This window comes from Nesterenkonia aerolata (assembly GCF_031470965.1).
GTDB lineage: Bacteria > Actinomycetota > Actinomycetes > Actinomycetales > Micrococcaceae > Nesterenkonia > Nesterenkonia aerolata.
In genome coordinates, this window is sequence record NZ_JAVKGR010000032.1 from 1 (window position 1) to 11,115 (window position 11,115).

An 11,115-nucleotide genomic window follows, 5' to 3' on the forward strand; every position below is an offset into this window, starting at 1 on the left:
CCCCGGACCTCGGCCTGAAGCTGGACCAGGTGGGCACCGAGGTGCTCGGCACCGCACGCCGCGTGACCGTCACCAAGGACTCCACCACCGTCGTCGACGGTGCGGGCTCCAAGGAGGACGTGGACGCACGTGCCGCTCAGATCAAGGCCCAGGCTGACGCCACCGACTCCGAGTGGGACCGCGAGAAGCTCCAGGAGCGCCTCGCCAAGCTCGCCGGCGGCATCGGGGTCATCAAGGTCGGCGCCGCCACCGAGGTGGAGCTCAAGGAGCGCAAGCACCGCATCGAGGATGCCGTGGCCTCCACCCGCGCGGCCCTGGAAGAGGGCATCGTGGCCGGCGGCGGCACCGCGCTGATCAACGCGCTCTCCTCCCTGGATGAGGACGCTGGGGTCAAGGCACTCTCCGGCGACGCCGCTGCTGCGGTGGGCATCGTCAAGCGTGCCCTGGTGCAGCCGCTGCGCTGGATCGCTCAGAACGCCGGCGAGGACGGCTTCGTGGTCGCCTCCAAGGTTGCGGAGCTGGAGCCGAACCACGGCTTCAACGCCAAGACCGGCGTCTACGGTGACCTGATCGCCGACGGCGTCATCGACCCGGTGAAGGTGACCCGCTCTGCTCTGCAGAACGCCTCCTCCATCGCCGCCCTGGTGCTCACCACTGAGACCCTGGTGGTCGAGAAGAAGGACGAGGAAGAGGAGTGATCCTCTCGCTCTGAAGCTTCTTCAGGCTGTGAGAAGGCCGGTCCGGGATATGATCCCGGGCCGGCCTTCCTCGTGGTCGGGAGGACTTTCCGCGCGTCTGATGGAATGGAGGCATGGACTACTCGCACCACTCCCCTGCCGCCGACCCCGACGCCGTCAGCACGCTCAGCCAGCCCGAACGCCCGGCCTATGTGTTCATCTACGGCCTGCTCGGCTTCAGTGCGCTCATCGTGCTGACGGTCTTCCTGCTGGTCCCGGAGGAGTCCGGCCTGGCCGGCCTGGTGCTGACCTTCAGCGTCATCGGCACCTCGGCCCTGCTGTGCACGGTGCTGGTGAAGGCCTGCGTGGTCCATCTGGAGGCCACTGCCGAGGACGGGCTCACCATGTCCATGGGGCATGTGGTCAGTCGGAACCTCCCCTGGGAAGCCATCGCCTCCATCGAGGAGGCACCTCACGGAGGCAGCTTCGACGTCGGCTGGAAGCTCATGGGCGGAGGCCGTATCGGCTATCTGGCCGGCTCTGAGACGCTGCTGGTGAAGATCCGGCCGGAGTTCCGCCAGGCGGTCCGCAGCGGCGAGATCAGCATCGGCGGAAGCCCACGCCTGGCTGAGTGGTATTACGTCTCAGCGCCCGACGCCGGCCGCGTGGCCGCCCAGCTGGAACAGCTGAGGACGCGGAACTCTCCGGCTTCCTGAGCGTCCCCGTTCAGCGGGGCACCATAAGTCTCCATGGCTGCCATCGGCCATATGGTCGGCAGCCCCGGTCAGTCCTGCGGTCCCGGATCAACTGCGGGGAACCGTGATCTGCGTCCGCCACTGTCTTCCCCTGGGGTCAGCCGACAGCCTGCCATCGAGAAGCGCGATCCGCTCACGGAGCCGGGGCAGACCATAGCCGGAAGACAACTGATGCAGGGATAGGTGACAACTGATCTGGCTAGCCGATGGTTGGCCTGGAAGGATTGTCATCATGCCTAAGCCCTATCCCCGAGAGTTCCGCGACGATATTGTCCGGCTCGCTCAGAACCGGGATGAGAACACCACGATCTCCCAGATCGCCTCGGACTTCGGGATCCATGTCGGCACTTTGAACAAGTGGCTGCGCCAAGCCGACCTCGACGCCGGCAACACTACTGATCGCAAGCCCGGTGCCACCAGTGATGAGAAGGCGCAGCTGCGGACAGCGAACCGCAGGATCAAAGTCCTCGAGCAAGAGCTGGAGGTCATGCCACGGGCCGCTGCCTACTTCGGGCAGGCTCAGATCCGGTCAAAATGAAGTCCCCGCTCGTATGCGATCTGGCCGCCTCGGGAATCCCTGTGGCGGTAACGTGCCGGGTGCTGAAGATCGCCCGCCAGCCCTACTACCAGTGGCTGGCCAATCCTGTGACGGATCAGGAATGGGAAGAGGCCCACCGGCTCAACGCGCTGATCGATGCCCACCGCGATGACCCTGAGTTCGGGTACCGATACCTCGCCGATGAAGCAGAAGAGCCCGGCTACCCGATGGCGCATCGGACCGCGTGGCGGCTCTGCCGCTCCCAGGGGGTGTTCTCTGTGATCAGCCGCAGGAAGAAGGGCAAGGGCACCCGCCCCGGTCCGCCTGTCCACGATGACCTGGTGCAGCGGCAGTTCAGCTCCGTGAAGTCGCTGAACGAGGTCTGGCTCACCGATATCACCGAGCATCACACCGGTGAGGGCAAGCTGTATCTGTGTGCGATCAAGGACGCCTGCTCCCGGCGGATCATCGGCTACTCCATCGATACCCGGATGAAGGCGTCATTGGCTGTACGTGCGCTCAATAACGCGATCGCCAACCGCCGCCGGACGGGTGCTGAGGTGGCCGGATGCATCGTCCACAGCGACCGCGGATCTCAATTTCGAGCAAAGACATTCCTCCGCGCGCTGGAGCACCACAGCCTGGTCGGATCCATGGGCAGAGTCGGCGCGGCCGGGGATAACGCGGCCATGGAGTCCTTCTACTCGCTGCTGCAGAACAACGTCCTCGATGCCCAGCCCTGGGCCACCCGAGAAGAGCTGCGACTGAGGATCGTGCGGTGGATTGAGCGGACGTATCACCGAAGGAGGAAGCAGAAAGGTCTGGGGAAGTTGACCCCGATCGCCTATGAGGAGAAACTGCTCACGCAGGCGCTGACACTAGCGGCCTGAACAGGAAACCGAACCTGTCACCAGTTCCTGCATCAGCCCCATGCGACCTTCCCAGGCGCCACCTATACCAGTGTGTCCTACTGCACGGCGCTACGAATGCCGTTCCGCCGCCTGTCAGATTGATGCGAGGGAGGAATCGTCGTCTTCGTTAGCTGTGTCGATGGGCACGTCGAGGCGGGGTCGGATCCGGTGCTCGATCACGGTCCGGTAGAAGCCGATCGTGAACGGAGTCACGTCGACAAGGCGGCCGACGTAGGCGTGAGCGATCTCGGGAAGCCTCGGCGCCGAGGAAGAGCGAGAAGCGAGAGCCCAAGCCGCGGCCTCGGTGTCGCCGTTTTTGCGCGGCCGTCGCTCGATACTTGCCAAATCGCCAGAGTAGGGAACTCTGGGGGATATTTTGGCGATTCTGGGGGATACGCTCCCCCAGGATCGCCGTCATATCAGTCATTTCACGGTGGAGGTAACGGGACTCGAACCCGTGACCTTCTGCATGCCATGCAGACGCGCTACCAGCTGCGCCATACCCCCGTATTCATCTGTTCGTCGCCTCGGCAACTCCTACACTGTAGTAGGGGCTCTATAAGGTGTGCAAATCGAGCTTCGGGACCTCCGCATAGAGCCGATCCAGGCCGTAGAGGACACGCTCCTGCTCGTGTTGGACGTGGATGACCATATGCCCGTAATCCAGCAGCACCCAGGTGCCGGAGTCGCGGCCTTCACGGCGCAGCGGGGCCGATCCGTGCTCCTGTTTCAGGCGGTCCTCGATCTCATCCACCACGGCACTGATCTGACGTTCAGAGGGTGCGGAACACAGCAGGAACGCATCGGTGATACCCACGCGCTCCCCCACATCCAGGCCGACGATCTCGGTCGCCAGCTTGTCCTGGGCGGCCGCGGCAGCGGTACGCAGTTCGGCCAGTACGGGTTCGGGGACTGTCACGGGGCAGATTCTCCTGACATTCGGCGATACCGCGGATCAGCGCGGGATGAACAGTACAACACCAACAGCTACCAGCAGGATGAGGATCACAACGATCAACAGGCCGATCAGCTGTGAGCGGCGTGCGGCGGAGCGGGATGACTCATCAGCAGCGGACTGCAGATCCAGCCCGTGGGCCCCAGTCGCCTCAACAGGGGGCACTGAGGTCTCCTCATCGCCTGTAGCGACGGCCTCGGCCTCAGGCAGCAGATCGCGGCGCGCCCGGTTCTCGCGCAGGGCACGGGCAGCCATCTCCTCCTGGCGCCGTAGCAGCTCAGGGTCCACATAGGTCGGGTCATCCGTGGAGGACGCTGCGATCTCCTCCTGGAGGCTGCGCAGATCCTCCGTGTACTCGGGCACATCCCCAGAAGACGCCTCCTCGGCCGACGCAGCCTGGGCCGGGGCATCTTCCGCCGAGACCGCCTCGCCGATGGCATCGGCGCCGTCACCCTCGGCCACGAGTGCCTGATGCTCAGCTTCACGACGACGGCGCAGCTCTCGGCGAGAGAGCTTCTCGGCGGGCACATCCCTCTGCGCGTGTTCGCTCACCTGGGCACCTCCATCGGACTCTGACTCAGTTCAGACCTGTCGCTTTCTTCACGGTAGAGACGATGTTTGGCGATATACTGCACCACCCCATCGGGCACCAGGTACCACACCGGCTTACCGGCACGCACCCGGGTGCGGCAGTCCGTGGAGGAGATCGCCATCGCAGGGATCTCCTTCAATGAGATCTGATGGCTGCGCCCATAATCCTCGGAGGAGTACCCGGGGCGGGTCACCGAGACGAAATGGGCCAGGGTCCACAGCTCCTCCACGTCCTTCCAGGACATGATCTGGGCCATCGCGTCAGCACCGGTGATGAAGAACAGATCAGCTGTGGGCCGCAATCGCTTGAAGTCATGGAGCGTGTCGATGGTGAACGTCGGCCCGCCACGGTCAATGTCCACTCTGGACACAGTGAATCGCGGGTTAGAGGCCGTTGCCACCACGGTCATCAGATACCGGTGCTCAGCCTCCGTCACCTCACGGCCGGCCTTCTGCCAGGGTTCACCGGTGGGGACGAAGACGACTTCGTCGAGATCGAACTCAGCAGCCACTTCACTGGCGGCGACGAGGTGACCGTGGTGGATCGGATCGAATGTGCCACCCATGATGCCGACGCGAGATCGACGACCGGCGGCCCGTGCATCAGCAGGAGTCACTGCGTTCAGTGGTCCTCATGCTCCCTCGGCGGCAGCTGCTTGCCCTTGCTGGAGAACATGACGGTCACCAGCAACAGAGTCATCAGCACGATGAACATGATGATGCCGAACCACTTGGTCGGCATGAACAGCTCGTTGACGACGTGAGCATCGTCAGCCGCGAGCAGCAGTGCGGCGAAAGTCAGATCGGACATGCCTCTCCCTCATCGGCGGATGTGTACCGGGCACCGGCACCTGGTGACACCCCTCGGTAGTCATTTCACGGGACAGTCTACGGTACATTCCGCCTGTGGGGCCCGACGCGGCACCCCGCGCCACGGCGTACTAGCCGCGGACCTGCCCCTCACCACGCAAGAGCCACTTGGTCGTGGTCAGCTCCCCCATCCCCATCGGTCCGCGCGCATGCATCTTCTGCGTGGAGATCCCGACCTCTGCACCGAGGCCGAACTCACCACCATCGGTGAACCTGGTCGAGGCGTTGGCGATCACCGCCGCGGCATCGACTTCAGCAAGGAACCGCTCGGCCGCCATCACCGAATCGGTGACGATCGCCTCAGTGTGGGCGGTGCTCCAGATACGGATATGCTCGAGTGCTGCGTCCAGATCATCGACGACCTGCACCGCCATCTCCAGGTCCATATACTCGCGGCCGAGATCTTCGTCGGTCAGCTCAGCGATACGTGCCGGTCCGTCCTCCTCCGCGGGATTCCCCGGCTTCTCCGCCGGGATCCACGAGCGGGCGCGCTCGTCGACGTGAAGCACCACCCCGGCGTGGTGCAATGCCCGCAGGCACTCCCTACCGGCTTCTTCGGCGTCCTGATGCAGCAGCAGCGTCTCGGCAGTGTTGCACACGCTGGGCCGGTGCGTCTTGGCGTTGAGGACGATGTCGCGGGCCATCTGCGGATCAGCTGAGGAATCGACGTAGACATGCACGTTGCCCTCACCGGTCTCGATCACCGGGACCCGCGAATTCTGGACCACGTGCTGGATCAGCTCACGGCCACCCCGCGGAATCAAGACATCCACGGACCCGCGGGTCTCCATCAGCGCGGTGGCACCGTCCCGGCCGAAGCGGTCGATCGACTGCACCGCATCGACCGGCGCCGACGTCGTCCGCAGCGCCTGGCGGATGACGGAAAGCAGCGTCTCATTGGTCGTCTTGGCCGCGGAGCCTCCGCGCAGGACCACTGCGTTGCCGGACTTCAGACCCAGCGCCGCGATATCGACGGTGACATTGGGCCGGGCCTCATAGATCACACCGAGCACACCCAAAGGCACCGTGACCTGGGAGAGGCGGATTCCATTGGGCAGAGTGCGTCCCTGGACGGTCCGTCCGGTCGGATCGTCCAGAGCGACCACCTGCTCGACCGCACGGGCCAGCGCTTCGATACGCTGCTCGTCCAAGGTGAGCCGGTCCAACAGTGCCCGGCTCAATCCGGCCGTGCGCCCACGCTCAAGATCCTTGCCGTTCGCCTCGATTAGCGCCGCCGCAGACTCCCGGAGGCCGTCGGCCACCGCAGACAACGTGCGGTCCTTCTGTTCCCGGTCCAATCGGGCCAGCAGACGGGAGGCCGTCCGCGCTCGTTGGGTCACCTCGTGGAGGTCACCGATGACCGTCTCGTCAGTCTCCACCGTATCCACCATGGGCCCAGCCTACCTCGCCCGCCATGCCCCAGAGGCGGCCCCTACCCTGCTTTCAGCCCAGCCGCACCATGTCATCAGTGTGGATGACCGGGCGGTCATAGTCTGGCCCCATCTCCTCAGCCAGTGCAGCGGTGGTCCGCCCCATCATCCGGGGCAGCTCCTGGGACGAGTACGAGGCGATGCCCCGGGCCACGACGACGCCGTCAGGCCCGACGACATCCACCGGATCAGAGGCTTCGAAGACCCCCTCACAGGCGGTGATGCCAGCCGGCAGCAGTGAGCGACGGCGCCCGACCACCGCAGAGACCGCCCCGGCATCAACGACCACACGGCCCTCGGTATGGGCCAGGTGCGTCAGCCACGCCGATCGGGCACCACGACGACGACCACGTGCCGTAAAGAAAGTACCCACAGCCTCACCGGCGAACAGCTCCGGAGCACGGTCAGCCGAGGTGAGCATGGCGGGGATTCCGTTATTCGTGCAGATCTCAGCCGCCCCGACCTTGGTCACCATCCCTCCGGTGCCGAGCCCGGCCTTCCCGCTGCCGCCCAGACGTACTGCCGCCAGCGCCTCCGGTCCGTCGATCACCGGCAGAGCAGTACCGCCCTCGGCAGGGGGCCCGTCATAGAGGGCATCGACGTCGGAGAGCAGGATGAGGGCATCGGCGTGGATGAGGTTCGCAGTCAGCGCGGCGAGCCGATCGTTGTCGCCGAAGCGGATCTCATGGGTGGCCACCGCATCGTTCTCGTTGATGATCGGCACCGCACCCATGCTCAGCAGACGCTCGATGCTGCGCAGCGCGTTGGTGTACTGGCTGCGACGGATGAGATCCTCGACCGTCAGCAGCAGCTGCGCCGCCACCGCGCCGTACTGGCCGAAGGTGCGTGAATAATGAGCCATCAACAGACCTTGTCCCACGGCGGCGGCCGCCTGCTTGCCGGCGAGGTCCTGCGGGCGGACGCCCATCGTCAGCGGGGCGAGCCCGGCGGCGATGGCCCCGGAGGAGACCAGGACGACCTGGGTACCGCGAGTCCGCAACGTCTGGAGAGCATCGACCAACCGCTCAAGAGCCGCGACGGAGATGCCGCCGTCCAGAGTGGTCAGCGATGACGAACCGATCTTCACCACCAGACGCCGAGCCTTGACGAGATCGGCCTGCGAGGTGATGAACGAGTCACGCAGACGCGGTGTGCTCATCGCGTGCCGTCCTCGTCGTTGCCGTCGGAGCCTTCCTGGCTGCGGGCGTACTCCAGGTCCATCTCCGCACGGGTCCGTGCCCGGGCCTCGCGGCGGGCCTGCTGGTCAGCGCGCTTCTGCTCACGGGTGGGCCGGGAGGTCTCTTCGAAGCGGATATCACTGCCCCGCGGTGCCGCCAGATGCTCGGCTCCGGTGGTGACCGTGGGCTCCCATTCGAAGACCACACCGTCCTCACCGCCGATGACCACGTCATCTCCGGGCGCGGCTCCTACCGCGTAGAGCTCGTCCTCGATACCTATCTTGGCGAGCCGGTCAGCCAAGTACCCGACGGCCTCATCATTGGAGAAGTCGGTCTGCAGGATCCACCGCTCCGGCTTATCCCCGCGCACACGGAACAACGGCTCGGCTCCGCGTTCCTCGCGAGTGATGGTGAAGCTGCGTTCATTGACGGCTTGGGGCCGCACTGTGACCTGCACCGGTGCGCTACGGGTCTCGCGCTGGGCGCGAGCCTGATCCACCAGCTCGGCCATGGCGAACCCGAGCTGACGCAGGCCCTCACGGTTCAGCGCAGAGACCTCGAAGACCCGGTAGCCGCGGGCGATGAGCTGGTCCCGGACCATCTCCGCCATCTCCGCGCCGTCGGGCATATCGGTCTTGTTCAGGGCGATCAGCTGCGGGCGCTGATGAAGCGGCACCGCCGCCTGCCCGTCGGCTTCTCCGCCAGATTCCAGCGCATCCGGTGCATAGGCGGCAAGCTCAGCCTCGATCGCCTCGAGATCGCTGACCGGATCACGATCGGTCTCCAAGGACGCGCAGTCGAGGACGTGGACCAGGGCCGCGCAGCGCTCAACATGCCGGAGGAACTCATGCCCCAGGCCTTTGCCCTCCGCCGCACCGGGAATCAGCCCGGGCACATCGGCGACGGTGAACCGCGTACCTCCGGCCTCCACCACCCCGAGATTGGGAACCAGTGTCGTGAAGGGGTAGTCCGCGATCTTCGGACGCGCCGCACTCATCGCCGCGATCAGTGAGGACTTCCCCGCCGAGGGGAAGCCGACGAGCGCGACATCGGCCACGCTCTTGAGCTCCAGCACGACTTCCCGACGCTCCCCCGGGATGCCCAGCAGCGCGAAGCCGGGCGCTTTGCGTTTCTTCGAGGCCAAAGACGCGTTGCCCAGACCGCCCTGCCCGCCGGCAGCGACCACATACTGGGCACCCACACCGACAAGGTCCGCCAGCACTTCACCGTCACGGGTCTTGACCACTGTGCCGTCCGGCACAGGCAGATGCAGCGGGGCGCCACGACGTCCTCGGCGCAGACCGCCCTCCCCCACTCCGCCGTTCTCCGCGGTGCGGTGCGGACGGTGGTGGTAATCGAGCAGAGTGGCCTCCTGCGGGTCCACGACGAGCACGACGTCGCCGCCGTCGCCGCCGTCGGCCCCATCAGGTCCACCCAGGGGCTTGAACTTCTCCCGATGCACGGACACGCAGCCGTGTCCGCCGTCGCCGCCTGCGGCGTGCAGAACGACGCGATCGACGAAATGGGCCATCAGCGGTACTCCTGAAGTTCTCGGCGGACACGGCGGGGATTCACCGGACCGTTTCCGCCGGGCGGGACAGTGAGGAGTTCACACGTGAACGGATGAGCTGTTAAGACACGTCGAGGACGGACCGCGTACGGTCCGCCCTCGTGTGCTCTCCGGCCTGCCTTACTGGGCGGCCGGAACGATGTTGACGACCTTGCGGCCGCGACGGCTGCCGAACTCCACGGCGCCCGCCGACAGGGCGAACAGCGTGTCGTCCCCGCCGCGTCCGACGTTGGTGCCGGGGTGGAACTTGGTGCCGCGCTGGCGGACCAGGATCTCACCGGCGTTGACGGTCTGGCCGCCGAAGCGCTTCACGCCGAGGAAGTTCGCGTTCGAGTCGCGACCGTTCTTGGTCGAGCTCGCACCCTTCTTTGTTGCCATAGCTCTGCCTGCCTCTCAGCTGGATGGATTAGGGGTCTGCGGGAAGATCCCGATCAGGCGATCGAGGTCACCTTCACGCGGGTCAGCTCAGAACGGTGACCCTGGCGCTTGTGGTAGCCGGTCTTGTTCTTGAACTTGTGAATGACGATCTTCGGACCGCGGAGGTTCTCCTGGACCTCGGCAGTGACCGTGACCTTGGCCAGGTCCTCTGCCTTGGTGGTGACCTGGTCCCCGTCCACCAGCATCACTGCCGGCAGCTCGATGGTGCTGCCTGCCTCGGCGGAGACGCGGTCGAGGGTCACGAGGTCTCCGACGGAAACCTTCTCCTGGCGGCCGCCTGCGCGGACAATCGCGTACACCACTTGGGACTCACTTCTCTCGATGACGATAAACTGACTCACTCGGATCCGGCCCGGCCGTGCGTGACCTCATGGAGAAGCCTCAGGCGGGCGCAGAAGACGTAGGGGTGCCGATGACACCAGGGGTCTACTTTACGGGATGGGCAGCCTCAACGGCAACTGACACGGCGCCACCGTGTCGCGACTCTCAGACCAGTTCCACGGCCGTGGCCTCACGGACCTCCTCGGCACTGACTCCCGGTGCGGTCTCGATCAGCCGCAGCGTCGGCTGTCCGTCTCTGCGCTCGACGTCGATCACCGCGAGATCAGTGATGATCCGATCCACCACACCGCGCCCGGTCAGCGGAAGCGTACACTGCGGGACGATCTTGGCCGAACCGTCTTTGGCGGTGTGATCCATCAGGATGATCACTCGGCGAGCACCGTGAACCAGGTCCATCGCCCCGCCCATCCCCTTGACCATCTTTCCCGGAACCATCCAGTTGGCCAGATCGCCGTTCTGCGCCACCTGCATCGCCCCGAGCACGGCGACGTCGATCTTCTTGCCACGGATCATGCCGAAGCTCACGGCAGAGTCGAAGAAGGAGGCGCCGGGCCGCACCGTGACCGTCTCCTTGCCCGCGTTGATAAGATCCGGGTCCACCTCCTCAGCCGTGGGATACGGCCCGACACCGAGGATTCCGTTCTCCGACTGCAGCACCACCGTCCGCTCGTCCGGAATGTAGTTGGGGATCAGTGTGGGCATACCGATCCCGAGATTGACGTAGGAACCGTCGGGAAGCTCCTGTGCGGCACGGGCCGCCATCTCTTCCCGGCTGCGGCCGCGCGGCCGGTTCTGCTCACTCATCCTCTAGGGCGTGTCTCCTATGTGCGTAGGCAGGCGATGATGGCGCAGAGGACTAC

The 11,115-nt window shown here is 65.4% G+C and carries 14 protein-coding genes and 1 tRNA gene; 3 read left to right on the top strand and 12 right to left on the bottom strand.

Annotated elements, in window-relative coordinates:
* From RIL96_RS12935 to RIL96_RS12945, 3 genes are all read left to right on the top strand, one after another.
* On the top strand, nt 1–698 hold a 698-nt coding region (locus RIL96_RS12935; protein ID WP_310549434.1), incomplete at its 5' end, for a TCP-1/cpn60 chaperonin family protein.
* Nucleotides 699–811: 113 nt separating this feature from the next.
* On the top strand, nt 812–1,393 hold the full coding sequence (locus RIL96_RS12940) for a hypothetical protein (protein ID WP_310549435.1): 582 nt from the start codon (nt 812–814) through the stop codon (nt 1,391–1,393).
* Nucleotides 1,394–1,664: 271 nt separating this feature from the next.
* A protein-coding gene (locus RIL96_RS12945; protein ID WP_374761894.1) for an IS3 family transposase occupies nt 1,665–2,860 on the top strand; the annotation gives its coding sequence in 2 pieces (ribosomal slippage) (nt 1,665–1,943 and nt 1,946–2,860; 1,194 coding nt in all).
* 114 nt (nt 2,861–2,974) lie between these two features.
* Here RIL96_RS12945 and RIL96_RS12950 read toward each other — a convergent pair.
* From RIL96_RS12950 to RIL96_RS13005, 12 genes are all read right to left on the bottom strand, one after another.
* Nucleotides 2,975–3,226: a hypothetical protein gene (locus tag RIL96_RS12950; protein ID WP_310549436.1), complete on the bottom strand. Its 252-nt coding sequence runs from the start codon at nt 3,224–3,226 to the stop codon at nt 2,975–2,977.
* 89 nt (nt 3,227–3,315) lie between these two features.
* Nucleotides 3,316–3,388: transfer RNA gene (locus RIL96_RS12955), tRNA-Ala, on the bottom strand.
* A gap of 49 nt (nt 3,389–3,437) precedes the next feature.
* Nucleotides 3,438–3,800, bottom strand: coding sequence for a ribosome silencing factor (gene rsfS / locus RIL96_RS12960; RefSeq protein ID WP_310549437.1), 363 nt, complete (start codon nt 3,798–3,800; stop codon nt 3,438–3,440).
* A 36-nt stretch (nt 3,801–3,836) separates the two neighbouring features.
* Nucleotides 3,837–4,388 carry a hypothetical protein gene (locus RIL96_RS12965; RefSeq protein WP_310549438.1) on the bottom strand — a complete coding sequence of 184 codons (552 nt, stop codon included), beginning with the start codon at nt 4,386–4,388 and terminating at the stop codon, nt 3,837–3,839.
* Nucleotides 4,385–5,053, bottom strand: a complete 669-nt coding sequence (gene nadD, locus RIL96_RS12970) for a nicotinate-nucleotide adenylyltransferase (protein ID WP_374761896.1) — start codon at nt 5,051–5,053, stop codon at nt 4,385–4,387. The genes RIL96_RS12965 and nadD overlap by 4 nt, the downstream gene beginning before the upstream one ends.
* Nucleotides 5,050–5,238 (bottom strand): hypothetical protein, encoded by a 189-nt coding sequence (locus RIL96_RS12975; protein WP_310549440.1) that lies wholly within the window; start codon nt 5,236–5,238, stop codon nt 5,050–5,052. Before RIL96_RS12975 ends, nadD begins: the two co-directional genes overlap by 4 nt.
* A 130-nt stretch (nt 5,239–5,368) precedes the next feature.
* Nucleotides 5,369–6,688 carry a glutamate-5-semialdehyde dehydrogenase gene (locus RIL96_RS12980; RefSeq protein ID WP_310549441.1) on the bottom strand — a complete coding sequence of 440 codons (1,320 nt, stop codon included), beginning with the start codon at nt 6,686–6,688 and terminating at the stop codon, nt 5,369–5,371.
* Nucleotides 6,689–6,740: 52 nt separating this feature from the next.
* Nucleotides 6,741–7,886 (bottom strand): glutamate 5-kinase, encoded by a 1,146-nt coding sequence (proB, locus tag RIL96_RS12985; protein WP_310549442.1) that lies wholly within the window; start codon nt 7,884–7,886, stop codon nt 6,741–6,743.
* Nucleotides 7,883–9,436, bottom strand: coding sequence for a GTPase ObgE (gene obgE, locus RIL96_RS12990; RefSeq protein ID WP_374761895.1), 1,554 nt, complete (start codon nt 9,434–9,436; stop codon nt 7,883–7,885). Before obgE ends, proB begins: the two co-directional genes overlap by 4 nt.
* A gap of 159 nt (nt 9,437–9,595) precedes the next feature.
* On the bottom strand, nt 9,596–9,853 hold the full coding sequence (gene rpmA, locus RIL96_RS12995; RefSeq protein WP_310549443.1) for a 50S ribosomal protein L27: 258 nt from the start codon (nt 9,851–9,853) through the stop codon (nt 9,596–9,598).
* 53 nt (nt 9,854–9,906) lie between these two features.
* Nucleotides 9,907–10,215: a 50S ribosomal protein L21 gene (gene rplU, locus RIL96_RS13000; RefSeq protein WP_310549444.1), complete on the bottom strand. Its 309-nt coding sequence runs from the start codon at nt 10,213–10,215 to the stop codon at nt 9,907–9,909.
* Between the two features lie 184 nt (nt 10,216–10,399).
* Nucleotides 10,400–11,059 (bottom strand): CoA transferase subunit B, encoded by a 660-nt coding sequence (locus tag RIL96_RS13005; RefSeq protein ID WP_310549445.1) that lies wholly within the window; start codon nt 11,057–11,059, stop codon nt 10,400–10,402.
* Between the last annotated feature and the right edge of the window lie 56 nt (nt 11,060–11,115).

What these genes read in the sequence shown, in the direction of transcription:
- RIL96_RS12940 (WP_310549435.1), top strand. Translation starts at nt 812, where the DNA reads ATGGACTACTCGCACCACTCCCCTGCCGCCGACCCCGACGCCGTCAGC.
- RIL96_RS12975 (WP_310549440.1), bottom strand. Translation starts at nt 5,238, where the DNA reads ATGTCCGATCTGACTTTCGCCGCACTGCTGCTCGCGGCTGACGATGCT.
- RIL96_RS12980 (WP_310549441.1), bottom strand. Translation starts at nt 6,688, where the DNA reads ATGGTGGATACGGTGGAGACTGACGAGACGGTCATCGGTGACCTCCAC.
- proB (WP_310549442.1), bottom strand. Translation starts at nt 7,886, where the DNA reads ATGAGCACACCGCGTCTGCGTGACTCGTTCATCACCTCGCAGGCCGAT.
- obgE (WP_374761895.1), bottom strand. Translation starts at nt 9,436, where the DNA reads ATGGCCCATTTCGTCGATCGCGTCGTTCTGCACGCCGCAGGCGGCGAC.
- rpmA (WP_310549443.1), bottom strand. Translation starts at nt 9,853, where the DNA reads ATGGCAACAAAGAAGGGTGCGAGCTCGACCAAGAACGGTCGCGACTCG.
- RIL96_RS13005 (WP_310549445.1), bottom strand. Translation starts at nt 11,059, where the DNA reads ATGAGTGAGCAGAACCGGCCGCGCGGCCGCAGCCGGGAAGAGATGGCG.